This is a genomic window from Synechococcus sp. WC10meta (assembly GCF_047461475.1).
Window position 1 is genome coordinate 103,317 of the sequence record NZ_JANSHF010000004.1, and the last position, 26,507, is coordinate 129,823.

The window sequence follows — 26,507 nt, forward strand, 5'->3', positions numbered from 1 at the left end:
TTTTCAGGTTCTGAGGATTTATGGCTATCCTGCTGTTGAGCAAACCTATCCTGGCTGTTAGCATCTTTGGCATGGGCCTGCCAGAGCTGGCGGTGATTGGGCTGATCGCAGTGGTGGTGTTTGGCCCCAAGAAGCTGCCAGAGTTGGGCAGCGCCCTTGGCAAAGCCTTGCGCAGCTTTAAGGAAGAGATGAATAACCCCAGCCGTGAGGAGGAGTCTCCTACTAGCGCTGAGAAGCCAAAGGCAGAGAAGGTGCCTGAAAAGGATGCCGCCTAGGTATGACCTATCCGCATCGATGGCTGTCTTTGTAGCTGGCTGATCCCCCCTTGGACGTCGAAGTCCCTGCCTGCCCTACCTGCACTCTGGGGATCCTGCCTCTTCCCCTCCATTGGCGGCGGGGATCCAGGTGTCCCACACGCCTCTAGGAGTGATACCCTGAGGAAAAGTGTAGGATTACAACCGGAGCGACCGCCATGCTCAAGTGCACCACCCGCCACATTCACATCTTTGCTGGCGAGGTGACGGCTGATAACCGCTTGGTGCCCCGCGACGATGTGCTGACCCTCGATGTGGATCCCGATAACGAGCTAGTCTGGAACGACGCTGCTCTGCAGAAGGTCTATGCCCGCTTCGAGGAATTGGTGGAGGAGTACCGAGGCCGGGATCTGACGGAGTACAACCTACGGCGCATCGGATCTGAGCTGGAACACTTCATCCGCTCCCTGCTGAGGCAAGGGGAGATTGCCTACAACCTGCAAGGGCGCACCCTCAACTACAGCCTAGGCTTTCCCCAGATCCCTGCGGAAAAAGTTGTGGATCAGTACATTCCCAAAAGCTAGCTTCTTTCCCCTTCCCCATTAGCTGTTATCGGAGTCCAGCCCATGTCTGGAGAACCTACCCCCGCCCAGGAGACTACCGCCGAAGTCGCCAAGCCTGCTGAGGAAGCAACCCGCCCTCCCAAGGCTGCTGCAAAAAAACCCGCCAAAGAAGTCAAAGAAGAAAAACCCTTCGAGCAACTGATTACAGAAGAGGTGATCCCGGCGGCCATTGCCGCTTTTCAAAAACGCGGCGTCCACGATTTGCAGTTGCGCCTGGAAGGCAAGACGCTGATTGGCTCCTTTGCCGGCGGCCAGAAGCAGTTTAGCGTCCTCTTTGCCGAGGGATCCCTAAACGGCCGTAAGTTCTTCCGCTGCACTACTGCAGGATCCCCGGCCAGCACCCTCGAGTCTTTTATGATCGACGAGCGCCGCGTCGATGTGCCCCTGTTGGTGTTCTATTTGGTGCAGCGCCTCTACGCCCAGCAGTGGTATTGAGGGAGCTCCTGGCTAACCCTGTGGATCCCGCCATCGGGATCCTTTTTTAGCCTTGCGGGAGATGTGCTCACAAGGGGGGAGGGATTATTTTGTGAAGAAAGGTAAGGCGATGCTGCAGGGGATTGCGAAATGTACATCGTGCAGATTGCGTCGGAATGTGCCCCAGTCATCAAGGCAGGTGGGCTGGGGGATGTGGTGTACGGCCTCAGCCGGGAGCTAGAAGTGCGGGGGCACTGCGTCGAGCTGATTCTACCCAAATACGACGTCATGCGCTACGACCAAATCTGGGGCCTGCACGACGCCTACCGCGACCTCTGGGTGCCCTGGTATGGCGGGGCTATTCACTGCTCGGTGTACTGCGGCTGGGTGCATGGCCGCCTTTGCTTTTTCATTGAGCCCCACTCCAGCGATAACTTTTTTAACCGCGGCTGCTACTACGGCTGCCCAGATGACAACATGCGCTTTGCCTTTTTCAGCAAGGCTGCCCTGGAGTTTCTCCTCAAAAGCAACAAGCGCCCCGACATCATCCATTGTCACGACTGGCAGACAGGCCTGGTGCCGGTGCTGCTGTTTGAGATTTATAAGTACCACGGCATGGAAAACCAGCGGGTGTGCTACACCATTCACAACTTTAAGCATCAGGGCTTTGGGGGGCCGGAAATTCTGTGGGCCACGGGACTCAATCGCGAGCCCTATTACTTCCACTACGACCGCCTGCGCGATAACTTCAACCCTTTTGTCCTCAACTTTATGAAAGGGGGGATTGTCTTTTCCAACTTTGTAACAACAGTCTCACCCACCCACGCCCTGGAAGCACGATTTGGCGACTACGGCTATGGACTGGGACACACGCTCTACTTGCACCAGCACAAGTTTCGCGGCATTTTAAACGGCGTTGACTACGACATTTGGAACCCCGAGATTGACCGTTTTATCCCTTTTCAATACACCGCACAGACCCTAGAAAACAAGGCCAAAAACAAGAAAGCCCTGCGGGAGCGGCTATGGCTACGCGATGTTGACAAGCCTATTGTGGCCTATATCGGGCGGCTAGATGAGCAAAAGGGCGTACATCTGGTGCATCATGCCATCTATCGCTCCTTGTTTAAAAATGCTCAGTTTGTCCTGCTGGGATCCGCCACCGAGCCAGGAATTGGCGCCTGGTTTGCCCATGAGAAACGTTACCTCAACGACAACCCCGATGTTCACATCGAGCTAGCTTTCAACGAAGAGCTCTCCCACCTCATCTATGCGGGGGCAGATATCCTCGTGGTGCCCAGCCACTACGAACCCTGCGGACTGACGCAGATGATTGGCTTAAAGTACGGCACAGTGCCCGTGGTGAGAGGGGTGGGCGGCCTGGCGGATACGGTTTTCGACCGCGACTACGACACTCGCAAATTGCCGGAGCAACGCAATGGCTACGTGTTCTACCACACAGATCACGCGGCTCTGGAGTCGGCGCTGGATCGGGCCATTGACCTGTGGTACACCGCTCCCGACCAGTTTCGCCAGCTGCAAATCCAGGGCATGAGCTATGACTACTCCTGGAACTACCCCGGCAAAGAATACCTAGAGATCTACGAGTTCATTCGTCACCGCTGATCCAGCCAGCGATCCCCAGCGATCCCCGCCCTTGACCGCAAGGGGGAAATGCTGGACGATAGGTAGCGATCCCGCTCTTTTTTATTGCCCAGGAAGGCGAGCTTACTCCGCTATCTTCTACCTATGAGTTTGGGTTATCTTGCCCTGGTACTCCACGCGCACCTGCCCTTTGTGCGCCACCCCGAGCAGGACTTTGTGCTGGAAGAGGAATGGCTCTACGAAGCCATTACCGAGACCTATGTCCCGCTGCTGCACATGTTTGAGGGGCTCCGGAGAGATGGCATTGACTTTCGCCTCACCATGTCCCTGACGCCACCTCTGGTGTCGATGCTGCGGGATCCCTTGCTGCAGGAGCGCTACGACCACTACCTCACCAAGTTGGAAGAGCTAGCCCAACTGGAGTACGACAAGAATGCCCACAACGGCCACATTCGCTACCTAGCGGAGCACTACATCAAGCAATTTGCCATGGTGCGGGATCTCTGGGAGCGGTACGACCGGGATCTGGTGCAGGCCTTCAAGCAGTTTCAGGACAGCGGCAACCTGGAGATCATCACCTGTGCCGCTACCCATGCCTACCTGCCCCTGATGCAGATGTATCCCCAGGCAGTCTGGGCGCAGTTGATTGTAGCCTGTGAGCACTACAACGAGCACTTTGGCCAATGGCCGCGGGGGGTCTGGCTACCCGAATGCGCCTACTACCAGGGGTTGGAGCGGATGGTGGCCGATGCTGGGCTGCGCTACATGATTACCGACGCCCACGGCCTGCTATATGCCAAGCCACGGCCCCGCTACGGCATGTACGCCCCCATCTTTACCGAGACCGGCGTTGCCGTCTTCGGTCGCGACCACGAGTCTTCCCAGCAGGTGTGGTCGGCGGAGGTGGGCTACCCTGGGGATCCCGTCTATCGCGAGTTCTACAAAGACCTGGGGTACGAGGCCGACTACGAGTACATCAAGCCCTACATCATGCCCAATGGCCAGCGGAAGAACACCGGCATCAAGTACCACCGCATCACCGGGCGCAACCTGGATCTGGGGCAAAAGGAACTCTACGATCCCTACTGGGCGCGAGAGAAAGCAGCCGAACATGCAGGCAACTTCATGTTCAACCGCCAACGGCAAATCGAGTACTTGTCCAGCGTCATGGGACGCCCGCCGTTGGTGGTGGCTCCCTACGATGCCGAGCTCTTTGGCCACTGGTGGTATGAGGGACCCTGGTTTTTGGATTTCCTCATCCGCAAGAGCTACTTTGACCAAAATACCTATCGCATGACCCACCTGGCGGAGTACCTGCGAGAGAACCCTACCCACCAGGTGTGCAAACCTGCTCAGTCTAGCTGGGGGGCGCGCGGCTTCCACGAGTACTGGCTCAACCCCACCAATGCCTGGATCTATCCCCACCTCCACAAGGCTACCGAGCGCATGATTGAGCTGAGCCGCCGTGAGCCTGCCGATGACCTGGAGTGGCGAGCCCTAAACCAGGCGGCGCGGGAGCTGATGCTAGCTCAATCCTCGGACTGGGCTTTTATCATGCGCACGGGGACGATGGTTCCCTACGCGGTACGCCGCACCAAGTCTCATCTACTGCGCTTTAACCACCTCTACGAGAAGATTCAAGCGGGTCAGTTTCGGCGGGAAAAAGTTACGCCCGAAGACGAGCAGTGGCTGGCCAAGGTGGAATATATGGACAACATCTTCCCCAATATCAACTACCGGGTTTACCGGCCCCTCTAGAGTGCCCAGAAGGGCTGGAGTTCCAACCACCCCCAGCTAAAGCCGGGGATCTCTGCAGGGATCCCTGGCTCTAGAGCTTGGCGCCGCACTCGGGGCAGAACTTGTGCGAGCTGGGGTTCTTGGCGCCGCAGTTGGGGCAATAGATCAACTCGGCAGCCTGCTCCAGTTGCCGCTTTTCCGGCAGGCCAATCATCTGGTAGTTGGCTTTGCCAGCAGGCACCATTGGGTAGCAGTTCTCATCCCGCTTGACCACAAAATCAGCCACTACTGGCCCCTCATGGCGCAGCATCTCCTGGATAGCGTCGTCCACTTGATCGGGGTGATCGACGCGCATGCCCTTGATACCAAAGGCTTCGGCCAGCTTGACAAAATCTGGCATGCCCGCCGCCATATCGGAGTGAGAATAGCGCTCGCCGTGGAAAGCCTGTTGCCACTGCCGCACCATGCCTTGCCAGCCGTTGTTGATAATGGCCACCTTAGTGGCAATGCCGTACTGGGCCACCGTGCCCAGCTCCTGCATATTCATCTGGAAGCTGGCATCGCCACTGATGCAGATGACTTCCTCGTGAGGCAGGGCCACCTTGACTCCTATGGCTGCTGGAAAGCCGTAGCCCATGGTGCCCAAGCCGGCGCTGGAGATCCAGCGGCGGGGTCCAGTGCGCAGAAACTGGGCCGCCCACATCTGGTGCTGACCCACATCAGTGGTGTAGTAGGCGTGGGGAGCATGGCGCCGAAACGCCTCAATGACCTGCTGCGGGGCGATCACGCCCTCATAGGAGGGCACCTGCAAGGGGTACTCCCGTTTCCAGCGCTCGATCCGCGCCAGCCAAGCTTGCGTTTGGCCAGGGGTGTAGGGCATTTTGCTTAGCTGCGCCAACAGCTCCACCAAAACGGTGCGCACATCTCCCACAATCGGCACGTCAGGGACGCGGTTTTTGCCCACCTCCGCTGGGTCGATATCGACGTGGATAACTTTGGCATGCTTGGCGAATTCGTCCAGCTTGCCGGTTACACGGTCGTCGAAGCGAGCTCCAAGGGCAATGAGCAGGTCGCACTCAGTAACAGCAAAGTTGGCGTAGGCCGTGCCATGCATGCCCAGCATCCCCACTGAGAGGGGATCATTCTCATCAAAGGCCCCCTTGCCCATGAGGGTGGTGGTTACCGGGATCTGGTAAGTGTGGGCCAGCTCCGCAATCTCAGCATGGGCTCCGGAGATGATGGCCCCGCCGCCCACGTAGAGCAAGGGTCGCTTGGCCTGCAGGATAAGTTTGGCTGCCGCGTGGATCTGGCGAGGGTTGCCCCGCACAGTGGGCCGGTAGCCGGGGATATGGACCTCACTGACCGGCTGGTAGTCGAACTCTTCCAGGCCCACATCTTTGGGGATGTCGATCAACACTGGACCGGGTCGCCCCGTGCTGGCGATGTGGAAGGCCTCGGCCACAATCCGGGCCATCTGCCGGGGGTCGCGCACCACGTAGGAGTGTTTGACAATGGGCAGGGTGATGCCAAAAATGTCAGTCTCCTGAAAGCCGTCGGTACCAATCAAATGGCGGGGCACCTGGCCGGTAATGGCCACCAGAGGCACAGAGTCCATCATGGCGTTGGCGATGCCTGTCACCAAATTGGTTGCCCCCGGCCCCGAGGTGGCAAAGCACACCCCCACCTTGCCGGTAGCGCGGGCGTAGCCATCGGCAGCATGGGCAGCGGCCTGTTCGTGGCGGACTAGGAAATGCTTGAGTAGCCCTTGGGATTCGGCCTTGTACAGCTCGTCGTAAACGGGCAGGATTGCTCCTCCCGGATAGCCGAAAATGTGCTGCACCCCATGGCGATGTAAGCTATCCACCAGTGCGTAGGCCCCTGTTGCCACGATGTCCTCTCCCCCCTACCGAGCGTTCAACCTGGAGCGGCTGCATCGGAAGACTGGCCAGCTTTTTAATTCAATTCAACAGTCTAGCAGGGGTTTGCTCTGGGGCTCTGCTTGGGGGTGGATCTCTGTAAAGACAGCGTCTGCCGCGCTCTGGATAGAAGAAAGTAGCCGCTAGCCCCCTAGCTCGTTGGCGAGGTTGCCCCATGAGGCCAACTCCCGCAAAGCTGGCCAGCAGCTATCCTCCTAGGAGCTTGAGCACCGACTGGGATCCCCTAACGTCAATCCATAGCGGGCTAGAAAACGGGGCAAATCAATCACCTGACAGGTATAGGATCCCTGCATTACCAGTCGCCCCTGCTGGGTGATCTCTGCCTGAAACTGAACGCGCCTTCCCTCCACAGCCACGACTTCAACCTCAACCTGCAAGGGATCCCCCACTACCGCCGCCGAGCGGTGTTCCAGGGCAAAGCGGATCCCGACGGCAGCTTCTTCTGCCTCGTAGAAGGGCTGCAAGGTGGTGTGGCCACATCGCTCAATCAGCGCCAACAGAGCCGGGGAGGCGATGACCTGCACACCGGGATTGCCCAGGGCCTCTGCCGTGTGCTCAGGGCCAGGGATCCCTTGCCAAGTGCCACGGGTGCCAAGGGGAACGGGTTTCACGGAAAAAGACGCAGCACAGAAGCGCTGGGAGGGGGAGCGCTGTCCTCGCGATATTTTACAGCCCCAAGCCACTGAGGCAGTAGCAAAGATAAGCTGGAAGGAGGCAGCAAGGGGGCGTTCATGTCCTCAGGACCCTACAAATTCGATCTCTTCCTGCGCTACCACCGCGCCCAGACCCGCTGGGTACGGCAACTGGCCGAGCGGCTGGACCAAGAGGGGTTCAAGGTCTGGTTCGATCGCTGGATGCTGCAACCCGGGGATAACCGCAAGCTGGAACTGCAACTGGCCATCGAGCAGTGCCGCTGGATTGGGGTGGTGGCCTCGCCGGAGTTTGTTGCCAATCCCTGGCCCCGAGATGAGCTCTACAGTGGCTTCTCCCACGCCCCGCCCCGGCAAAACCAGCGTCTCTTGACCCTGCTCCACACGCCCACTGAGCTGCCTCAGCCCCTGGCAGAAGCGCCGCTGGTGGATTTTAGCGGCTCTGAGGAAGACCCGGTGCTGTTTGAGTACCGGGCCCGCGAGCTGATGCACTTTTTGGACCCCAGCTTTCCCGCCCCTGGGGATCTCCAGCGATTTCGGCTGCACTACCGCCGCCGTGAGGAACCTCCTGAAGATGAGGAAGTGCGGGGGTTCCAAGCTTTTCTACGAGCCATTCAGCTAGCCATCCTGCGCATTGCCACTGGCGAACTGCCTTCCGCTACACCAGAGGAAGGGGCACGCAAGATTGCCATTTTGCAATTTCTTCAGCGCCTGTTTCAGTGGAATAGCGCCGATATCCAGTTTGAGCGAGCGGAGGAATGGCGCAAGCGGGGCAACCTAACCGAGGCTCTAGCTGCCTACGACCGCGCCTTGAACATGGATCCCAACTTTGCCCTGGCCTGGAGTCGGCGCGGCGACGTGCTGGTGCAGTTAGGCCGCTACCGCGAGGCAATCGACAGCTACCACGGATCCCTGAGCATTAACCCCTATGACGAGGAGACGCGGCTGCGCTTGGCCCTAATTCTGGGGCGCCTGGGCCAGTACAAAGCGGCGGTGGTCAACTACGACAGGGTGCTGGAGAGCAACCCCGAAGATGCCTTGGCCTGGCACAATCGCGGCATTCGTCTGCTGCAACTCAAACGGCCAAAGCTGGCCCTCAACAGCTTGAACAAGGCGTTGCGACATAACCCCAAGCAACCCCGCAGCTGGTTGGCGCGTGGGATTGCCCTGCGACGGCTGCGGCGGCCCAGTGCAGCGGCGGCCAGTTTTGCCCGGGTCTTGAAGCTCAACCCCAGAAGCGCGCGGGTCTGGCGCTACCAAGGGAATGCTCTGCTCCACTGCCAGCGGCTGCGCTCGGCCATTGAGTGTTACAAGCGCTCGCTGCGACTGCGCCGTCGGGATCCCGTGACGCTATACAACTTGGGCGTGGCCCTGTTGCGCCTGGGGCAGTACCGGTTAGCCAGCAAAGCCCTGGAACGCGCCCTGCGCTATGACCCTGACAACCCCAAAGGCTGGTATGCCCGCGGCGTGGCTTTCCAGAAATTGGGCTACCTCAAAGAGGCCTGCATCCACTTCGAGGAGGCCCTGAAGATCCAGCCAGAGAACTTTCCGGCCCGCTATGCCCTGGCGGCGGTTCTGCAAGCGTTGGGGCAGTACGAGGCTAGTTTGGAGCAGTTCCAACGCCTACTGCAGCAGCGTCCTGGCAGCGTAGCCTGCTGGTTTGGCCAGATCACAAGCCTGCGGCGCTTGGGTCGGCTGGAGGAGGCCCTTGCTGCCAGTCAGCAGAGAACCAGCCTCAATGAGCAGGATCCCTGGGGCTGGTTTGCCTTAGGGCTGGTCTATGGCGACCTGAAAGAGGCAGAAAAAGCGGTGGAGGCCTACTCGCGGGTTTTGCAGCTGACCCCCGAGGACGCAGTGGCCCTCAACAACCGCGCCTGGGAAGCCCTGAAGCTGGGGAAATTGGAGCTGGCTTTAGCCGACGCCCAACGGGCCACAGAACTGGAGCCCCAGCGGCCTGCCTTTTGGCATACCTTGGGGCTAGCCCAACTGCGGACTGGCCAGCAGGAAGCGGCCCAGGCTAGTTGGCAGCGCTGCCTAGAGCTAGACCCCCAGTTTCAGCCAGCCCAAGCGGCGCTGCAGGAGTTGGCTCTTGTCAATCCCGCCGCGAGCCCTGCCCCTGCGGCAATGCCAGGTTCAGCCTTGCCAGCGCTGGAGACCCTCAGCCCTCAAGAAGACCTGCCCACCCCTGTGCAGCAGCCACTAGGCAGAGCTGGACTTTTAGGTGTGAAAGGGAATAGCGAGCAGGGGCAACAGCGCCAACCCTAGCCAACCCCAACTCTCCCGAGACGGCGAGGGCCCGGAGACCTCAGGCCCTTTGGGCTGCAGCAAAGCCTCAATGCGCTCTTGCAGGCGCCCTCCTGGAGGGGGGTCCATTTCCAGGGCAAAGCCAACCCAGGCATTGGACGGCTGCTGTCCCCTCCCATAGCTCACCACCTGCAGCAGCGCCTCTCCCAGCACCAAGGGATCCACCCGCTGGGCTGCCCAGCGATCCGCTCGCAGTTCCCGCAGGGTCAGCAACTCCTGCCAGAGAAGCTCCGTATTTGGCAGCCAAGCGCTAAGGCGGCGCAGCCAGCCCACCGCCAACATCCACAGGGTATCGCGGTAGTGGCGATGGGCCTCTTCGTGGATCAGCACTGCCCGCAGGTGTTCTTCATCCAACTGCTGCAGCAGGCCGCGGCTAACTACCAGTTGCGAGTTCCACACGCCTACCTGAGCGGCAAAAGGGATCTCCAAGTCCAAAACGTAAGCCGAAAAGCCACACAAATTCACCTGCGCCAGGGCCTGCCGGTGGGCGCGTTGACAGGAGCACCAGTACTCCCCAATCCAGCGCAAGGCCAGGCCTGTGGCTGCCGCCAGTACCAACAGCGCACAGCCGTAGGAAAACCACCCTCCCGCTCCAGCCATTTGTCCCCGTGGCCCCATCCAGGCCAAAGCCAGGGCGGTTGTTAGCAAAAACAGGGGCGGCAGCAAGAAGTGGATCCAGGCCCACTGCCAGCGCTGCGCCCAGGAGCCCGCCCTATCTAGCCGCACTTGGGCTCGCCACAGCCAACTGAAGGCCAAGCCCAACAGCAACAGGCCCAGGTGGCTCACTGGGGATCCCTCCTAGCCTGGCGGGCTGCTCGCAGCCGTTCGGCAATCGCCTGCAACTGGGAAACACTGGCCTGATCCAGGCTGTCGGCAAAGGCGGCCACGGTGTCTGGGTCGCTCACTGCCAAAAACTGCTGCAAGTGGGCAAAGGCTCTTAGGCTAGCAGCTTCCTGGCGAGAGAGACGGGGCCGCCACAGCATTGGCAAAGACCGCCCCTCGGCATCGGTGCGCCGCTCACAGCTTACCCAGCCCTTTTGGCTCAGGCGCCGCAAAACGGTAGTTACCGAGGCATAAGCCAGCTCCCGATCCGGGTCGGCCAAAAGGCGCTCGTGGATTTGACGAGTGCTGGCACTGCCGAGATCCCAAAGGATTTCAAGGATCTCCGACTCCAGAGGGCCCAGTGACAGTTGCTTGGGACGATGCTTTGGCAACATGATCCCCTGCCTGAGAAGGGGCACTTAGTCCAGGCTAGCTTAAGCCTCGGCAGCGCCCTTCCTTCCTGAACAAGAAGTCTATAGAAAGGCTCAGGGAGCACTCTGGAGAGTGCCGTCTTCTGTTAGGAAGCGAGGGCTTAGAAAAGGACGCAGCGCCTGGGGAATGCGGATCGAGCCGTCTGGCTGCTGGTGATTTTCCAACAGAGCGGCTAGAGTCCGTCCCACCGCCAAGCCGGAGCCATTGAGGGTGTGGACGAAGTGGGTGCCCTTTTGCCCAGCCTCTTTGTAGCGCAGGTTGGCGCGGCGGGCTTGGAAATCCCAGCAGTTGGAGCAACTGGAGATCTCACGGTAGCGGTTTTGGGAGGGGAACCACACTTCCAGATCGAAGCAGCGGGCCGCCGAAAAACCGAGATCGCCGGTACACAGCTCCACCACCCGGTAGGGCAGCTCCAGCATCTGTAAGATGGCCTCAGCATCCTGCACGAGTTTTTCGTGCTCGGCCTCCGATTGCTGGGGATGGGTAATCTTGACTAACTCTACCTTTTGAAACTGGTGCAGCCGGATTAGGCCCTTGGTGTCCCGGCCATAGCTGCCGGCTTCGCGGCGAAAGCAAGGTGTGTAGGCACAAAAATAAAGCGGCAGACGTTCGGCCGGGATCACCTCATCCCGGTACAGGTTCGTGAGGGGCACTTCTGCCGTCGGAATTAGCCAGAGGTCGTCCTCAGCACAGCGAAAGCTCTCTGAGGCAAACTTGGGCAGTTGCCCTGTCCCCTCTAAGGCGGCGCTGTTGACCAAAAAAGGAGGGATCACCTCGGTGTAGCCAGCGGCAATGTGGCGCTCCAGCATCATGGCAATCAAAGCCCGCTCCAGAGCTGCTCCTGCCCCTACCATGGCCACAAAGCGGCTCTGGGCTACCTTGACGGCACGGCCAACCTCCAAGAGGCCCAGCTTCTCGGCAATCTCGTCATGGGGAAGAACGGGGTGGGTGGGTTTTAGCGCCTCCCCCCAGCGGCGCACCTCCACGTTTCCCGTCTCATCCTGGCCCACTGGCACGTTGGGTAAGGGCAGATTGGGCAGGGTGAGGAGAAGAGTCCGTATCTCCTCCTCCAGCTCCCGCTCCCGCTGCTCCAGCTGGGCAATCTCAGCCTTGAGATCTGCTCCTTGCTGCCGCAGGGCCGTCACTTCCGCTCCCTGGGGATCCGCCCCCTGCCGGATGAGCTCGCCCACTTTCTTGCCCAGGCTGTTGCTTTCGGCCTGCAGAGCAACGCGCCGGGTCTCCAACTGGCGCCGCTTGCCATCCAGCTCTAGGATCCTGTCCAAATCGGCGACGGCCCCGCGCTTGCTCAGGGCTTGGCGCACTTCTTCCGGGCGATCCCGCAGCAGCTTTAGATCCAGCACAAGACCTGTCTAGCAAGAACTTCTTACTTTTTCAGCCAGCTAAACATGGCCCGCAGCTCCTTGCCCACTTTCTCAATGGGGTGCTCGGCCTCGCGGCGGCGCATCGCAGTCAACACCGGTTTACCTGCCTGGTTTTCTAGGACAAACTCGCGGGCAAACTGGCCACTTTGGATCTCAGCAAGGATGCGCTTCATCTCGGCACGGACTTGCTCCGTGATGAGGCGGGGGCCACGGGTGTAGTCGCCGTATTCTGCCGTGTTGGAGATGCTCTGGCGCATTTTCTCCAGCCCCCCCTCGACGATGAGATCCACAATTAACTTAACTTCGTGCAGGCACTCGAAGTAGGCCAGCTCCGGCTGATAGCCTGCTTCCACCAACGTCTCAAACCCCGCTTTGATCAGGGCCGTAAGGCCGCCGCAGAGCACCACTTGCTCGCCGAAGAGATCGGTCTCGGCCTCTTCCCGAAAGGTGGTCTCGAGGATGCCAGCTCGAGTGCCGCCAATCGCCTTGGCATAGGCCATGGCCCGCTCCCGCGCCATCCCGGAGGCATCCTGATAGACAGCAAAGAGACAGGGCACCCCTTGGCCCTCTAGGTAAGTGCGCCGCACCAGGTGACCAGGGCCTTTGGGAGCCACCATGATGACGTCGATATCCGGGGGGGGTTGAATCTGGCCAAAGTGGATGTTGAAGCCGTGGGCAAATAGAAGCACCTTGCCCGGCCGCAGATGGGGGCAAATCTCGCTCTGGAAGACAGCCTTTTGGACTTCATCGGGCAAGAGGATCATCACCCAGTCAGCGGCAGCAGCGGCATCGGCCACCGTCTTGACGGTCAACCCCTCCTGCTCGGCTTTGGGCCAAGAGGGGCTGCCGGGGTAGAGGCCGACGAGGACGTTGACACCGCTGTCGCGCAGGTTGAGAGCGTGGGCGTGCCCCTGGCTGCCGTAGCCAATGATGGCCACCGTCTGGCCGTTTAGGAACTCTAGGTTGGCGTCGGTATCGTAGTAGAGGCGAGCCATACTTAGGCTGGGTAGGGAGTAGCTGCGTTTGAACTAGGATACCAGGATGGCAGGGAAAAACAGAGCAGGTTCAGTGGCCATAGTGAACGGTCTTCACCCACCTCAGCCGTTTGGGTTGCACACACATCCGAGCCGTGGTGACAATCATAACCGGCAGCCAGTGGAGCATGTAGAGCAACCCCAGGACCGTACGCCACCACAGTTGCGGCCCGCGTAGCCCCTCCACCTGGCGTAGGCCGCGATAGAAGGCCAGGGTCAGGGATCCCATAACTAGAGCGTTCAGGGGAAGCAGCACCGAGGAGTGGCCCGTCAACAGCACCCAGAGGGTATCGGGAACCAAAGCCATGGGCAGCAGATACTGGGAGATAAAGAAAGCCCAGAGATCAACGGTCTTGGCCATGCCTAGGCGACCGCTGAGGATCCCTGGCCAATAGTCAAGGTAACGCTGGTAACCCCCTTCTGCCCAACGACAACGCTGGTACCAAAGGCTTTTCCAAGAGGTAACCCCCTCTTCGACAATAGCGGGCTCGGTGAGGAAGGCAATATCCACCCCTGCCAGGTGGAGCTTCAAGGTGAGGTCCAGGTCGTCGGTGAGGGTGCTTTCGTTCCAGCCGCCGCACTTTTCCAGAACATCTCGCCGTACCAACTGGCCGTTGCCCCGCAGTTCGCCAATACCCCCGATGAGTACCCGCTGCTGTTGCAAGTAGGCATCGGAGGCCATCTCTGCCACCTGGCCCAGCGTCCAGAAGTTGACGTCGGGGTTGCTCAGGGCTTTGCGCACCTGTACAGCACCTACTGCCCGCCGACCAGGACGAGGAGGCTGAGCAAATAAAGGCAGGGTGCGAACCAGTAGATCCGAGGGCACAATGGCGTCGGCATCACAGACAAGGATAATCTCTCCCTGGGTCAGGGGGAGGACCTCGTTGAGGGCACCAGACTTTCCGCCCCCTCGCCCTGGGGGCCGCCGGTAAACTCGGAGGTGCGGCAGCCATTTTTGGGCCTCCTGCAGGATGTCTGGGGTGGCATCGCTGCTGGCGTCATCAATGGCCCAGAGCTCTAGATGGCTGCGAGGGTAGTCCAGCTGGCTAAGGCTGTGCAGCAGCCGCGGTAGCACAGCGCTCTCGTTTTTGGCCGGGATCAGCACCGTTACCCGCGGCAGAGGTGGCTCCTGCAAGGCCAAAGCCTCTGAGGGAAGGTTGGGAGATCCCTTGTCAACCTCGTCTCCAACTGGGGTTTCCAGGGGGTGAAGCCGTAAGGGAGGCGGCGGCTCTGCCGGCTGCAGGCGAAACAGGCGGTTGACGTGGATAACCATGAAGGTAGCTAGGCCAACAGTAAGCCAACGGGCCACGGCTACCTGATGCATCAGGCTCACTACCCCCCACACCATCGCCAAAACTAGCAGAGCTTTAAGCCGGCGGCGCTGGGCTGAGGTAAGCAGCCACTCGGGGAGATCCAGATCCTCAAGGGGAACCGCCTCTGACCAGACAAACTCAGACATGGGGAGCATCTTGTCGGTAACAGCTTTGCCCAAATCAACCGGCTTGCCTAAACCTAGGCCTGGCGGCTGTTCAGAGGTCGTTAATAGTCACCACCGGGTTGTCACCGAGTTGGGCTGAAAACCTAAGCTCCTGGGCTGCCACCCCTGCAGCAAGGGATCCCTCCTGCCCCAATGGGGAGCTCATGGGTTGCCACGAATTTCCTTGATGACCCCATCTTCAAGCAGGATCTCCACCTGCATTTTCTGAATCAGATTGTCTCCCTTTTGCACGTAGAAGAAGCTCTCCACGCTGCCCTGCAGCACCTCCTGGTTCAGTTCCAGGTCGCTCAGTTGGTTGAGCTGCTGGAGCAACTGGTTTTTCTGATCCAGGAGCCTAACCTTTTGCTCGTTCACGCGGCTTTTCACTGCTTCCACCTGCTGGAGCACCTGAGGGCTATTGGGGTTAGGGCTTTGCTTTTCGATTTCGGCAATGGCCCGCTTACCCTGAAACTCCAGTTGCTGTATCTGAGCATCGGTGGCTTCAATCTGCCGCTCCAATTGCTCCCGCATTTCTTTCTTCCAGAGGGGGGTGACCACCACCTTAACAGGGATGGTGCGCTTGAGCAGTAACTGAGTGCCGTTGCCGACGTTGTTTTCTTCCATAAGACCGATACCAGGCAGACAATCGAGCAAACTGGGGCTGTAGAAATCTCCCCTCAAAACCCTGGACTTGGGGAAGGAAAGCTCAGCAGACTAAATCCTCTCCTGCTGAGCCGAAGGAAAACACACCTACTCTATCCTACTGGCTGGGATCCCTGCGGTAAAGTCTGGGCTGGGGCGAAATGGCAGCTTTGGTTAAGGATCTTGAAGGTCGCTGCCCTGCGGCGGCGCGAAGTCAGTTAGCGTGAAAGACGGTGTTCTCGGATTTTGCAGCAGCCATGAGCGAACTGGCCTCAACTCCCTTGCGGCCCTCGGCAGGGGCTGCCCAGCCAGTGCGGATCGCCTCCCGCAAAAGCGAGCTGGCTTTGGCCCAGACCTACTGGGTAATGGGACAGTTGCAGGCCCACCATCCAGGATTGCCGCTGGAGCTGCACACGCTTTCCACCCAGGGAGACATCATCCTAGATGTGGCGCTGGCCAAAATTGGAGACAAGGGCTTGTTTACCAAGGAGTTGGAGGTCAGTCTGCTCAACGGCAGTAGCGATCTGGCAGTGCACAGCCTCAAGGATTTGCCCACCCGTTTGCCAGAGGGCCTGGTACTAGGAGCGATTACGCAGAGGGAGGATCCTTTGGACGCGCTGGTGCTGCGGGAGGAGCTGCGTGGCTACCAACTCGCCACCCTGCCCGAAGGGACGGTGATTGGCACTTCGTCGCTACGGCGACTGGCCCAACTGCGCCACGCCTTTCCCCACTTGCAGTTTAAGGACGTGCGGGGCAACCTTAACACGCGCTTGGCCAAGCTGGATCGGGGGGAGTACGACGGCCTGATTTTGGCGGTGGCCGGCCTAAAGCGGCTGGGCAAAACCGACCGGATCCACGAGGTGCTGGATCCCAGTGTGTCTCTGTACGCCGTTGGCCAGGGATCCCTCGGCATCGAGTGCCGGCAGGGGGACGAGCGGATTCTGGAGCTCATCCGACCCTTGGCCGATGCGGAGGCGACAGCCCGCTGTTTGGCCGAGCGAGCTTTCCTGCGGGCTTTGGAAGGAGGGTGTCAAGTGCCCATCGGCGTCCACAGCCAAGTTCGAGGGGAAGAGCTGCACCTGACCGGCATGGTGGCCGACCTAGAGGGGCGACGGCTCATCCGCGATACCCAGACGGGATCCACCGCCGATCCGGAAGCGGTTGGGGTGGCCCTGGCGGAGAAGCTGAAGCAGCAGGGAGCCGACGAGATCTTGCAGGAGATCTTTGCCCGGGCTCGCTGCTAAATTCTCTTGGCTAGCTCTCGGGAAACTGGCCAAGGGAAAGAAAAACGGCAGGGAGAGTTTTAGATCCCCCCCTCTGCCGTTACTGCTGCCAAGGACTTGCCTCAGATAGGGAACTCACATTCACAGCAGCAGTAGTTGAGCTCCACCTTAGCTTCCAAGACAGCCGTGTCGTCTTGAACCACCAACGTAACCTTGTTGTTGGCAACTTCAGCGGGCGAGAGCGTTAGGGTTTTGGTAAAAGTCTGACCTGTCGAACTAACAGGTGAAGCGTATAGGAACCCCGATTGAGTTAGAGTGCCGCCGTTATACACGTAGTACTTGTCGTTGCCCGCATCCGGAGAACTGTTGCTGCTAGCCGGCAAATTGTTGCGGTAGGCAAACGTCAGAGTACCTCCCAGCCGGCAGCCTGCTTTACAAGGAGGATTCCATTGAAAAGTGTGAGCAAAGACTTTATTTGGGTTTGGTTCTGACCAGTTGGTAGTTCCATAAGGACCCTGGAGATTGCTCCAAATGGTGGCTGGAATCTCTGGCTGCAAAGGAACAGCGGGGCTGGGTGGCGGAGCCTGCAGCCTCACCGACTGCAACCTCATGGGCCGAGGGCAGGGGAGCGTGGGCAACGGTCTTGGAGAGGGGAGAATGGGGATCTGGCGGAACAGCTCATCGATGGCCTCAGTTTCGGGAACAGGGGAGGGCGCGGGTTCTGGAGTCCTAGGCCTTGCTGGCACAGCCGGCCTTGGAGCTTGCGCTACCGGAAAGTGCCCCCAAAACAGATCTCTACCAGAGGCAATCGAGGAAGGGCCATAGCTCCAGAAACCAAAAGAGACTAGAGCCAGTATACCTAGGCCCAGGCCTGTTTTTTTCATTGACGTTCTCCAAGAAACTTTCTACCAATAAAGACTTTTCAGAGAAGAGTAAGTTCCCTAAGTGTCGCGATTTTTTGTAAACTTCTATTGACTCTTGAGCTCCTGAGAAAGCCAAAGGAAAGATTCCTAGGCATTGAAGATACGTCTCTCAAACTTCAGCCCAAGCCAGATCACGCCGATCCCACAGACCACCAGCACCGCCGACTTGGCCAACAGGCCGGTTGGGTACTCGAAAAAGCGGGTCAGCACCACCAAGGTCAGGCCCAATAGCCCCTGCCAGAAGCGGCTCCGCCGCCCCTGCTGCAGCCCTTCCCAGCAGAGCACCACCGACAATCCCACGAGCAAAAGGGTCACGATCCAGGGAGCAAAGAAGGCCAAGGCTACCTTTGCGGTTAGGTTCAAAGGCAGGGCGCTGCGGATCCCCAGCAAAAGCGCCAAGGCAACCAGCGAGAACAGAACGGCAGCATCCTTCAGCCAAGCAGAAACGGGCTGGGAACTCTTTGCCTGCCAGCCCTGCCACCAGCTCCAACCGGCTAGCAATAGCAATCCTGCTGCCGACAGGCCCGCCCAGGGATCCACAGTTTGGACTAAGGGTACAGGTCTGAGATCCCAGTCCCAAAGCTCACGAAAGCTCCAGAGGTAGAGGAGAAAGCCCAACCCCAGGAAGGCCAGCCCCTCCGCCGTCGAGTCCAAATCCAAGCCTTGCTCCTGCTCGCCCTCCTGGCCATCTTCTCCGGTCAAGATCTGGCCTAGCCACTGCCCATGGCGTTGGTGCCAAAAGCCCAGCCCCCAGACGACAGCAAGACCAAGCAGCAGCCAGAGGGTCAAGCTTTCTGCAGACCTGTCCCAGCGCCCTGCCAACCTTTCTAGCGCCAGGCCGAAATTCACCAATGCCAAAGCCAAGATCCAACGGGAGCGGCACCCATAGGCAAGGGGCAGCAATAGGCCAAGGGCCAGCCAGGGGTAGAGAGGATCCAGAGCCGAGCCGATCCCCTCCTCCCACAGGGTAGTTATCCCAGCCAGGGCGAATAAGAGACAGGCCAAGATGCCGCTGGGGGTGTGGACCAAGCTGTAGGCCATGGCCAGGCTGCCCAGCCCCCAGGCCAAGAACAAGCCCGCCGGGGATCCCCCGATTTGAACCCACTGGGCCGTCAGGCCAATGGCAGCCCCCAAAGACAGCTCGCCGGCAATCAACAAGGCGCTGCCCAAGCGCGGGGAGCCCTGCTGCCTAAGCCGAAAGCCGGCCCCCTGCAGCCCCAGCGTGAGAGCCAGGGATCCCAAGGCTCTGGCCCAGCGGGGAATGGCGTCCCAGTTGGCGGCCACGAAGGAGATCGCCCCCAAGCCCACTAGCACGGCGCCAAACAGCAGCAGCAACAGGGTAAAGCGGCTGCCGGCTGTTCGCGGCAAGCTCTCTAGCTGGTAGTACTCCCGCAGGCGATCCCGTTGGGCAGGTTCGATCAACCCCTGCTCCACCCAGGTGTTCAGCAGGTCGGCCAGTTGACGGCGGAAGCGGTCGTCGGGGCGGGGAGAAGTCACAGGGGATCCCGTCAAGGTGCCGGGTGTAGCAGGGTATGTCGCCAGTATTCTAGCCCCCACCCCCAACCCCTTTCCCAAAGGGAGAGGGGAGATTGGGATCCGTAGCCTGGAGCACCCGCTGCAGCACCTCTTGGTAGCCGGCTGCCGGATCGCCGAGATCAAAGCGAAAGAGGTCTTTATCCAGCACTCGTGGCTCAGCTCCCTCCAGATCCCACAGGCGGCAGGTGTCGGGGCTAATTTCGTCCGCTAGCCAGATCTGCCCTTCCTCGTCCAAGCCAAACTCCAACTTAAAGTCCACCAGCTCCAGCCGGCAGCGCCTCCAGAAGTCGCGAAGGTGAGTGTTGACTGCCAAAGCCAGGGATCCCAACACCTCCACTTGCTCTGGCGTGGCCAGGCGCAACAGGCGGATGTGGTCGGGAGTCACCAGGGGATCCCCCAGGGCGTCGTTTTTGTAGTAAAACTCCACCAGCGGCGGCTGGATAGGAAGCCCCTGCTCCAAGCCCAGGCGCTTGCAGAGGCTGCCGGCAGCACGGTTGCGCACCACCACTTCTAAGGGCAGGATCCGCAGGGCGCGCACCTGCATCTCACGGGGGCCGGTCTGGGCCAGAAAGTGGTTGCGGATGCCCTGCTGCGCCAGGTAGGCAAACACCCGGCTAGAGACGGTGCAGTTGACCTCCCCCTTGCCGGCGATAGATCCCCGCTTTTGGGCATTAAAAGCCGTGGCGTCGTCTTTGTACTGGCAGAGGTAAACCTGGGGATCGGCGGTGCGGTAGACCCGTTTGGCTTTGCCCTCGTAGAGGAGCTCTTGGGGCGTGGGCAAGTTGGACATGAGCAACCCCTAATATCCGTTCAACCGTCCGCGGATCCCTTGCCAGAGGGTGATGGCCAGGATGCGCAGATCCAGCCACAGAGACCAGTTTTGCACGTAGTAGAGATCATACTGGGTGCGGCGGGCAATGCTGGTGTCTCCCCGCAGGCCGTGGATCTGGGCCCAGCCGGTAAGGCCGCTTTTCACCAAGTGCCGATCTGGATACTTGGGGATCTCCTGGCTAAACTGCTCCACGAAGTAGGGCCGCTCGGGGCGAGGGCCCACCAGGCTCATTTCCCCCTTCAAAACGTTCCAAAGCTGGGGAAGCTCGTCCAGATTGGTGCGGCGCAAAAAGGCTCCTATCTTGGTTCGACGCGGATCCCCAGGGCGCGTCCAGCCCGGTTGCCCAGGCTCCTCCGCATCTACCCGCATGGTGCGGAACTTGGCAATCCAAAAGCGCCGCCCATCCAAGCTTACCCGCTCCTGCCAATACAGGATGGGGCCAGGGCTGCTGCAGGCCACCAGCAGAGCGATGACCAGGAAGAGCGGGCTAAGCAACACCAGACCCAGGGAGGCCCCTAGGATATCTACAGCGCGCTTGAGGAAACGGTTGTGGGCATAGCGCAGAGGGGGCTGCCGCAGCGTCAGCAGCGGGATCCCATCCAGAGAGTGGAACTGGAGGTTAACGGTTAAGAAGCTGAGAAGATCTGGCACCAGGCGCACTTGAACGGAGAGGGCTTGCAAGCTCAGCAAGAGGGGCGCAGAGGCCAACTGGGGCTGCCCAAACCACACCTCCTGGATCTCAGGGTGAGCCTGTACATAGGCCACCAGATGAGCGGGCTCAAGCCGCTCCAGCTTCTGCAGAGGCCCCGGCTCTGGCGCCGAGGGATCCCCAGCCACGGCCCAAGCCTTGACCTCAAACCCCAAGGCTGGACAGCGCTCTAGCCGCTCCAGCACCTCGGCCAAAAGCAGTCCGGATCCCACCCAGATGACCCGTCGCCTCCCCTGACCGCGGGCGTATAGCCAGCCCATGCCCAGCCGCAGCGCTGCCCGCATTACTGTCAAGCCGAGCAGAGCCAGCAGGCCAGCATAGCCTACCACCAAGCGCGACAGCGAGACGGAGCGCACGAAGAAGGCCCCTGCCAGCACCAGGCCGAAGGTCACCCCCAGCCCCAGCAGCAAGCTGGCCCATTCTTCAAAGCGAGATAGGCGCTTTGATTCGCCGTATCCTCCCAAACCGGCCTGAACGCCCCAGTAGCTGAGAACGGTCAGCAACCCCAAGCCAGCGTAAACATCCCACGGCAAAAGCTGGTGAGGGCCTAGGCTGCGCAGCCAGTAAGCTGCCCCGAAGGCCAGCCAAATACAGAGCCCATCCCCAAAACAGGCCAAGGGCACCCACAGGTGGTGCGGATCTAGGCTCAGGGTGTAGCTACCCAAAAAGGGCCCCGTCCTCCTCCAAGAGGACTGCCTCTGGCTAAAGGGATTGGCCAAGAACTGTCTCCTCTAGAGTCCAGACTGGGATTCTAGTGGTTGGCCGTCCCAACTGGCCAGAGAGCTGCCCTAGCCAACCTAGAGGACACTACAGCCCGTAGAAATCGGGGCCGGATCCCTCGTAGCTGGGGTTAACCCGCAAGTTGAGATAGGGGCAGACAATCTCGCAGGTGCGGCACTGGATGCAGTTTTCCAAAGCCATGGCGTGGGAGCGGAGGCCGTTGCGTTCCCGGATGTGGTGGACTTCTGCCGGGCAATCGGCCACGCAGGGGGTAGGGCGGTTAAGTTTGTCGTAGGTGGCAATGCACTGGCGGCAGGTGTCGGCGCTAAACTCGAGGATATGGCGGTTGCCTTCGGGGTAGCGGGGATCCGCAAAAAAGACGGCCTCGGATCGCGAGAAATAGCCCGCTCGAGTGGTCAATGTTTCGGGATCCACAACGCTGGGGGCCACAAAGTCCGCCTGGATGGCGGCATGGGGGGCCACATATCCCCGTGGGGGTGGCTCGCTGGCGCTGACCCGTCCCGTCAGCAGGGTATAGGCACGCAGGAGTTCCCCGCCGCGACGCACGGGATCCTGCAGGCCCCAGCGCAGGGATCCCAGCCAAGGGTGGCCGGCATCCACGCTGCAGCAGATCTGGGGCAGGTACGCTTCCAGCAGACGGGAGTTTTCCAAAAAGGCCTCCCGGAAGTAGCGGCTACGGTAGAGATCTTGGCCAACGGAGCTCTCCATCACCGCCTTTTGGTAGGCCTCTTGGATCCGCAGATCTCCTTTCAAGAAGCCGTCGTGAATGAGGCCCGCTGCTAGGTAGCCGGTCTCCATGGCGTTGTTGATCCCGGCCAGGCTGCCCACATCCAGCACCCCCAGGGCATCGCCCAAGAGCAAGGCCCCTTCGACGCCAAAGCGGGTGGGCAAGCTGTAGTAGCCCCCTTCGGGAATGACAGCCGCCCCGTACTTGAGCAACTTGCCGCCAGCAATCAGGGACTGGATCCAGGGGTGGGCTTTGAACTCCTGCAGGCGCTGCTGCGGGTTGAGGTTGGGATTTTTGCTGTCGAGGCCAATGATGAGGCCCAGAGCCAGGCGGTTATCTTTGAGACCATAGACAAAGCCGCCGCCAAAGCTGCCATCCAAAACGGGGTAGCCCAGGGTATGCCACACCTGCCCCTGCAGTGAGCCAGGGATCTGCCACAGCTCCTTGACCCCCACTGACCACAGTTGCGGGCGGGGGCGCAGGTGAAATCTTTCGATCAGGTCCTTAGAGATAAACCCCTTGTCGCCAAAACAAGTGAGCTCGGCAAAGACACAGTCTTCATAAACCTGGCCGGAGTCGCTCACCCGCACCCCAATGACTCGCTCCCCCTCATAGAGGATCTCATGGGCGGCAAAGCCAGGGAATACGTCCAGGGTGACGTTGGGGATCCCTTTGGCCTTTTCCTGGAGGGTTTCGGCCAGCCAGCGAATGACATGGCTGAGGGTGAGGATGAGCTGCCCCTGTTTGCGCAACCCCTTTGGGATCACTGCCTCTGGCAAGTCCCAGCGTTCCTGGGATCCCAATATGCTCAGGTGGCTCACCTCCACCCGCCCCTCGTGGGGAAATCCTTGGCTCTCAAAATCCGGGAAAAGCTTGGCAATCACCTGGGGGTTGCAGATAGCGCCACTGACAATGTGCCCACCAAATTGCCGGGCTTTTTCCAAAATGGCAATGGAGATTTTAAGCCCAGAGAGCTTGGCCAGATCCAGAAGGCGATGGGCCAGGATTAGGTTCGAGCAGCTCCCCCCCACCAAAAGCAGGTCGTAGCGGATGGCTTCACCCATGCAGAATTCCCCACGCAGCGGCTTTGGATGGCCTGCCTGTATCCTAAAAAGAGGCGGTGGAAAGAAAGCAAAACTTTAGACCTTCTCAAGCTTCTGCGCTGCCTCCACAGCCGAGACAATGGCCAACTCTCCTTCTCATCGGTGGACGGTCGCGGTGCCTCTTCTAGCAAGACTGTCGGGGTTTTTCCTCAGACTTCGGGCCAAGCTGTCTGCACTGCCGTCTGGGTTCAAGCAATCCCTAGCTTTTGCGATAGCAACACGGCTTCGGCTGGGCAGAACCGACAGTTCGTTGGCAGCAACTGGATCTGCTCCGGTGGGATCCCCCAGTCTTGGCGAGTGTTGAAGGATCGTCCTCTGCCTATGTCTATGTTGGCAATGCTGCTCTGCGCTTTCTTGGCTCTTTTGAGCTGCAGCGTTGTGCGGCATCACTTATTTCAGTCGGGCGGCTACGACCTCGGAATTTTTGACCAATCAATTTATCTAATTAGCCGTGGAGAAGTTCCTTTTTCCACCATCCGCGGGATCCACATCCTCGGGGATCATGCGGCCTTCATCCTATATCCCATCAGTTTCTTGTACCGCATTGTCCCCTCGGTTTATTGGCTGTTCGGCATCCAATCTCTGGCGCTAACTTTGGGAGCGCTGGCCGTTTACCATCTTGCGCTCCAGGCCGAGGTTGATCCTGGAAAGGCAAAGACCATTGCCGCCGCCTATCTTCTCTACCCGGCTATCTTTAACGCCAACCTTTTTGATTTTCACCCAGAGGTGTTGGCCGTTCCCCTTTTTTTGGCAGCTATACTCTGCATTCGCTCTGGCAAGCTGTGGGGGTTCTTGCTGTGCCTGAGCGGTATCCTTGGCTGCAAGGCAGTGTTGTCTCTCAATGTTGTTGCCCTGGGAGTTTGGCTACTGCTTTTCGAAAGCAGGCGAATCCAGAAGCGCTGGCAACAGCGCTGCCAGGTGGCCGGCTGGGTGGCCATAGCGTTAGGTTCAGCCTGGTTTGGCATAGCCACTTTTTGGATTATCCCTCACTTTAGCGGCAGCGAGCCGGCGGCCATCTCCCACTATAGCTATCTGGGCAGCTCTGTTTCTGAGATCATCCAAAACTTGGTGCTCAAGCCAACATTAGTCCTGGGCAAATTCTTCTCTCTCGATACCCTATTCTATGGATTTTTGTTGATTATCCCCGTGGCCTGGGGGCTCTCTTGGCGCCACTGGGATCCCTGGATCCCTGCTCTGCCAACTTTGGGGCTGAACATTCTCTCCAGCAATCCTGCCTATCGGGATCTGGTGCATCAGTACGCACTGCCTGTTGTCCCCTTCTTATTTCTGGCTATTATTGAAAGGATGAAAACGCCTTGCTTTCAAGCTCGTTTTGCCAAGAAAGCGGCCCTGACCTGGTCGCTGCTGGCTTTTCTGGCTCTGGGCAAATACACTTTTTTCGGATCTATCTATCTCCAGTCTCTCGACACTTGGCAGGCCACTCGAGAGGCCCTTGCCCAGATCACCACTCAAGGGGGCGTTCTCACCACCCACGAGATCTGCCCCCACCTCACCCACCGGCGGGTTATTTACTTTACCGACGAAAGCCGCTTTAAGGGATCCCCCCTTGACCAGTGGGATTTTTTTGATTATGTGCTACTGAACAGCCGCCATCCAGGATGGCGCAGCAGCCCAGAGTTCTCCCATGCTCTGATCCGAGCTTTACAAAAAGAAGCCTCGTTTCGACTGCTCTACCATCGCGATGGGGTGTACCTGTTCTCCAGGCTACGGGAAAAACCTTAGGCTTAGCCTGCTATAGTCAAAAGCTCAGCCCAGAATCCCGAACCCCACCAACAGCAGTTCCGGAGATGAGCTGCTGGCATCCTCCCTCTCTGCTGAGGCCTAGGATTTGGGGGGCAGGAAAGCTAGAATCTCTAAAAACATGGCCTACTTTTCCATGCTGACGGACGCTGCCTACGGCGTGATCCCAGTGCTTCCCCTCCCACCTGCCCAGGGATCCCATCTCTATCTGCTCATTCAGCACCAAAAGGGGCACTGGGCCTTCCCCAAAGGACACAAAGATGAGGGTGAGAGCGAGCTGGCGGCAGCCCAGCGGGAGCTGCGCGAGGAAACCGGCCTGACCGAGTATCACTTTCTAGTGTTGCCGGGCCAGTCCGAGCCTCTATCGCTGCAGGAGGTTTACACCTTCACCGATTCCGCCGGGAATGCCGTAGCCAAGACCGTTACCTACTACGTCGCTCTCCTGCCAACCCAGTTCCCTCCCCCTGAGCTACAGGTTCAACCGGAGGAGGTGGCTGCCTACCGCTGGTGCTCCTACGCCGAAGCTTTGGAACAAATGACCTTTGAAGAAAGCCGCCAGCTTCTACGCCGCTGCCAAGCTTATCTAGAAGAGCTGTGGGGAGGCCAAAGGTGATTGCAACTCAACCGGCCCAAGCTACTGCTCGACAATCGTGACGTTAAAGCCCTGATTTTTCAAGGTCTCGGCATGGTAGCGGGCATATTCTAGTTGTGCAAAGGCTGCTACCTGTACAAACTTTTGGCCGTTCACCTCTTTAACAAAGGCGTCACGGGCAATGCGGCGAGCCTGCGCCAAGCTCTCCTCCCCAGAGTAGGTGGTCAGCACCAAGAAAGTGCCCTCGCCGCGGTTTGGCCCCAGCGAGTCGGGATCGCTGCCGGTCAAAGGTACCGCCCGGGGCAGCTTGTCTTGGGAGGGACGCTCCAGGCTAGCTGCCAATTTCTCCACCCATGTCTCCTGGCTGGGAGGAGTTTGCAGGCTATCCAGCGGGTTGGGGACATTTTCAAGAGGCTCGACTTGCAGTCTCTCCACCGAAGGAGTGGTCAACCCCAGCGCTAACTCAGGGGGAGTCACCCCACCTGAATACGACTCTTCCCCCACCTCGGGAATCAGGGGTAGCTGGGCCAAGTCCACCAAAGCAAGTTTCTTTTCAGCTTTGGGCAGCGACAGCTCCTCTGGCCAGAGTAGCCAGCGCACCCCAAAGCCAATCCCCACCCAAGAGAGCACCCAAACCAGCAAAGCCGCCAGGGGCGAAACTCCTCTAGAAGGGCGGGGCACTTCTTCTTCCTCTAAATCTTCCACCACCTCTTGGATCAGCACAGGCAAAGGACGGTGGGTGGGAAGGCTGCTAGCGGACTGGCTCCCCCGCAGCCGTGAGATGGACTCCCGGCGCTGTAAACGCGGCCAGCGACGGAAATGTTTCCCTTCTTTGGGCGGATCCAGATGCAGACGGCTAGGGACTTCCGAAAGCGTTCGTTGGGGCGTCAGCTGCGTTTTCTGAGGCGGCGGCAGGGGCTGAGTAGGATCTGAGTGAAGTGGAGAAAAGTCCATAGATAACCTACCCTCCCTCGCTTAGGAACCAGTATGCAAAGCCAACCTCACACTCTAGCCGTTGACAGCTTGACAGCAGGACTGGGGCAAGGG

The 26,507-nt window shown here is 59.5% G+C and carries 22 protein-coding genes; 9 read left to right on the forward strand and 13 right to left on the reverse strand.

Translation table 11 applies throughout. From position 1 onward, the window contains the following. Positions 1–20: 20 nt before the first annotated feature. The 5 genes from tatA to NW804_RS03410 all read left to right on the forward strand — a co-directional run bounded on the left by tatA (position 21) and on the right by NW804_RS03410 (position 4,654). Positions 21–275, forward strand: a complete 255-nt coding sequence (gene tatA, locus NW804_RS03390) for a twin-arginine translocase TatA/TatE family subunit (RefSeq protein WP_414405971.1) — start codon at positions 21–23, stop codon at positions 273–275. A gap of 197 nt (positions 276–472) precedes the next feature. Beyond that, on the forward strand, positions 473–838 hold the full coding sequence (locus tag NW804_RS03395) for an NAD(P)H-quinone oxidoreductase subunit M (RefSeq protein WP_414393917.1): 366 nt from the start codon (positions 473–475) through the stop codon (positions 836–838). Between the two features lie 42 nt (positions 839–880). Continuing rightward, entirely contained in the window at positions 881–1,312 is a 432-nt protein-coding gene (locus NW804_RS03400; protein WP_414410856.1) for a DUF2996 domain-containing protein, read from the forward strand. A 129-nt stretch (positions 1,313–1,441) separates the two neighbouring features. After that, positions 1,442–2,917, forward strand: a complete 1,476-nt coding sequence (gene glgA / locus NW804_RS03405) for a glycogen synthase GlgA (protein ID WP_414393913.1) — start codon at positions 1,442–1,444, stop codon at positions 2,915–2,917. A gap of 123 nt (positions 2,918–3,040) precedes the next feature. Further along, positions 3,041–4,654, forward strand: coding sequence for a glycoside hydrolase family 57 protein (locus tag NW804_RS03410; protein WP_414410858.1), 1,614 nt, complete (start codon positions 3,041–3,043; stop codon positions 4,652–4,654). A 70-nt stretch (positions 4,655–4,724) separates the two neighbouring features. On the opposite strand, the gene ilvB is transcribed toward NW804_RS03410, so the two are convergent. Together ilvB and NW804_RS03420 are read right to left on the reverse strand one after the other, a co-directional pair. Then, positions 4,725–6,521, reverse strand: a complete 1,797-nt coding sequence (ilvB, locus tag NW804_RS03415; protein WP_414420619.1) for a biosynthetic-type acetolactate synthase large subunit — start codon at positions 6,519–6,521, stop codon at positions 4,725–4,727. A gap of 243 nt (positions 6,522–6,764) precedes the next feature. Then, a complete protein-coding gene (locus tag NW804_RS03420; RefSeq protein WP_414420618.1) occupies positions 6,765–7,181 on the reverse strand; it encodes a thioesterase family protein in 417 nt (138 codons plus the stop codon). A 120-nt stretch (positions 7,182–7,301) separates the two neighbouring features. Here NW804_RS03420 and NW804_RS03425 point away from each other — a divergent pair, with 120 nt between their 5' ends. Beyond that, positions 7,302–9,485, forward strand: coding sequence for a tetratricopeptide repeat protein (locus NW804_RS03425; RefSeq protein WP_414422859.1), 2,184 nt, complete (start codon positions 7,302–7,304; stop codon positions 9,483–9,485). On the opposite strand, the gene NW804_RS03430 is transcribed toward NW804_RS03425, so the two are convergent. From NW804_RS03430 to NW804_RS03455, 6 genes are all read right to left on the reverse strand, one after another. After that, positions 9,438–10,310, reverse strand: coding sequence for a M56 family metallopeptidase (locus NW804_RS03430; protein WP_414422860.1), 873 nt, complete (start codon positions 10,308–10,310; stop codon positions 9,438–9,440). The genes NW804_RS03425 and NW804_RS03430 overlap by 48 nt on opposite strands. Beyond that, complete coding sequence (locus NW804_RS03435; RefSeq protein WP_414422861.1) at positions 10,307–10,741, reverse strand: BlaI/MecI/CopY family transcriptional regulator; 435 nt, start codon at positions 10,739–10,741, stop codon at positions 10,307–10,309. Before NW804_RS03435 ends, NW804_RS03430 begins: the two co-directional genes overlap by 4 nt. A 90-nt stretch (positions 10,742–10,831) precedes the next feature. Beyond that, positions 10,832–12,139: a serine--tRNA ligase gene (gene serS / locus NW804_RS03440; protein WP_414422862.1), complete on the reverse strand. Its 1,308-nt coding sequence runs from the start codon at positions 12,137–12,139 to the stop codon at positions 10,832–10,834. Between the two features lie 23 nt (positions 12,140–12,162). Further along, complete coding sequence (ilvC, locus tag NW804_RS03445; RefSeq protein WP_414420614.1) at positions 12,163–13,155, reverse strand: ketol-acid reductoisomerase; 993 nt, start codon at positions 13,153–13,155, stop codon at positions 12,163–12,165. A gap of 70 nt (positions 13,156–13,225) precedes the next feature. Beyond that, positions 13,226–14,653 (reverse strand): glycosyltransferase family 2 protein, encoded by a 1,428-nt coding sequence (locus NW804_RS03450; protein WP_414422863.1) that lies wholly within the window; start codon positions 14,651–14,653, stop codon positions 13,226–13,228. Between the two features lie 180 nt (positions 14,654–14,833). Continuing rightward, positions 14,834–15,295 (reverse strand): YlqD family protein, encoded by a 462-nt coding sequence (locus NW804_RS03455; RefSeq protein WP_414393895.1) that lies wholly within the window; start codon positions 15,293–15,295, stop codon positions 14,834–14,836. A 275-nt stretch (positions 15,296–15,570) separates the two neighbouring features. On the opposite strand from NW804_RS03455, the gene hemC reads away from it, so the two are divergent. Further along, complete coding sequence (gene hemC / locus NW804_RS03460) at positions 15,571–16,557, forward strand: hydroxymethylbilane synthase (protein WP_414420684.1); 987 nt, start codon at positions 15,571–15,573, stop codon at positions 16,555–16,557. A 989-nt stretch (positions 16,558–17,546) separates the two neighbouring features. Here the strand turns inward: hemC and NW804_RS03465 are convergent. The 4 genes from NW804_RS03465 to NW804_RS03480 all read right to left on the reverse strand — a co-directional run bounded on the left by NW804_RS03465 (position 17,547) and on the right by NW804_RS03480 (position 23,068). Then, positions 17,547–18,956, reverse strand: a complete 1,410-nt coding sequence (locus tag NW804_RS03465) for a DUF2157 domain-containing protein (RefSeq protein WP_414422864.1) — start codon at positions 18,954–18,956, stop codon at positions 17,547–17,549. 49 nt (positions 18,957–19,005) lie between these two features. Further along, positions 19,006–19,776 carry a phosphoribosylaminoimidazolesuccinocarboxamide synthase gene (purC, locus tag NW804_RS03470; protein WP_414422877.1) on the reverse strand — a complete coding sequence of 257 codons (771 nt, stop codon included), beginning with the start codon at positions 19,774–19,776 and terminating at the stop codon, positions 19,006–19,008. 18 nt (positions 19,777–19,794) lie between these two features. Further along, the gene (locus NW804_RS03475) at positions 19,795–21,201 is read right to left on the reverse strand and encodes a sugar transferase (protein WP_414422865.1); all 1,407 of its coding nucleotides are present in this window, start codon (positions 21,199–21,201) and stop codon (positions 19,795–19,797) included. 142 nt (positions 21,202–21,343) lie between these two features. Next, positions 21,344–23,068, reverse strand: coding sequence for an electron transfer flavoprotein (locus tag NW804_RS03480; RefSeq protein ID WP_414420610.1), 1,725 nt, complete (start codon positions 23,066–23,068; stop codon positions 21,344–21,346). 360 nt (positions 23,069–23,428) lie between these two features. On the opposite strand from NW804_RS03480, the gene NW804_RS03485 reads away from it, so the two are divergent. Together NW804_RS03485 and NW804_RS03490 are read left to right on the forward strand one after the other, a co-directional pair. Beyond that, positions 23,429–24,850: a DUF2079 domain-containing protein gene (locus NW804_RS03485; protein WP_414422866.1), complete on the forward strand. Its 1,422-nt coding sequence runs from the start codon at positions 23,429–23,431 to the stop codon at positions 24,848–24,850. Between the two features lie 139 nt (positions 24,851–24,989). Beyond that, entirely contained in the window at positions 24,990–25,481 is a 492-nt protein-coding gene (locus tag NW804_RS03490) for a bis(5'-nucleosyl)-tetraphosphatase (RefSeq protein WP_414410873.1), read from the forward strand. A gap of 21 nt (positions 25,482–25,502) precedes the next feature. On the opposite strand, the gene NW804_RS03495 is transcribed toward NW804_RS03490, so the two are convergent. Continuing rightward, the gene (locus tag NW804_RS03495) at positions 25,503–26,414 is read right to left on the reverse strand and encodes a hypothetical protein (protein WP_414422867.1); all 912 of its coding nucleotides are present in this window, start codon (positions 26,412–26,414) and stop codon (positions 25,503–25,505) included. Positions 26,415–26,507 lie beyond the last annotated feature (93 nt).

Excerpts from the sequence above, each read along its gene's own strand:
- NW804_RS03480 (WP_414420610.1), bottom strand. The coding sequence starts at position 23,068 with ATGGGTGAAGCCATCCGCTACGACCTGCTTTTGGTGGGGGGGAGCTGC.
- NW804_RS03490 (WP_414410873.1), top strand. The coding sequence starts at position 24,990 with ATGGCCTACTTTTCCATGCTGACGGACGCTGCCTACGGCGTGATCCCA.
- NW804_RS03495 (WP_414422867.1), bottom strand. The coding sequence starts at position 26,414 with ATGGACTTTTCTCCACTTCACTCAGATCCTACTCAGCCCCTGCCGCCG.
- NW804_RS03485 (WP_414422866.1), top strand. The coding sequence starts at position 23,429 with ATGTCTATGTTGGCAATGCTGCTCTGCGCTTTCTTGGCTCTTTTGAGC.
- NW804_RS03435 (WP_414422861.1), bottom strand. The coding sequence starts at position 10,741 with ATGTTGCCAAAGCATCGTCCCAAGCAACTGTCACTGGGCCCTCTGGAG.
- glgA (WP_414393913.1), top strand. The coding sequence starts at position 1,442 with ATGTACATCGTGCAGATTGCGTCGGAATGTGCCCCAGTCATCAAGGCA.
- tatA (WP_414405971.1), top strand. The coding sequence starts at position 21 with ATGGCTATCCTGCTGTTGAGCAAACCTATCCTGGCTGTTAGCATCTTT.
- NW804_RS03395 (WP_414393917.1), top strand. The coding sequence starts at position 473 with ATGCTCAAGTGCACCACCCGCCACATTCACATCTTTGCTGGCGAGGTG.
- ilvC (WP_414420614.1), bottom strand. The coding sequence starts at position 13,155 with ATGGCTCGCCTCTACTACGATACCGACGCCAACCTAGAGTTCCTAAAC.
- NW804_RS03410 (WP_414410858.1), top strand. The coding sequence starts at position 3,041 with ATGAGTTTGGGTTATCTTGCCCTGGTACTCCACGCGCACCTGCCCTTT.
- NW804_RS03455 (WP_414393895.1), bottom strand. The coding sequence starts at position 15,295 with ATGGAAGAAAACAACGTCGGCAACGGCACTCAGTTACTGCTCAAGCGC.
- hemC (WP_414420684.1), top strand. The coding sequence starts at position 15,571 with ATGAGCGAACTGGCCTCAACTCCCTTGCGGCCCTCGGCAGGGGCTGCC.
- NW804_RS03400 (WP_414410856.1), top strand. The coding sequence starts at position 881 with ATGTCTGGAGAACCTACCCCCGCCCAGGAGACTACCGCCGAAGTCGCC.
- NW804_RS03425 (WP_414422859.1), top strand. The coding sequence starts at position 7,302 with ATGTCCTCAGGACCCTACAAATTCGATCTCTTCCTGCGCTACCACCGC.
- NW804_RS03450 (WP_414422863.1), bottom strand. The coding sequence starts at position 14,653 with ATGTCTGAGTTTGTCTGGTCAGAGGCGGTTCCCCTTGAGGATCTGGAT.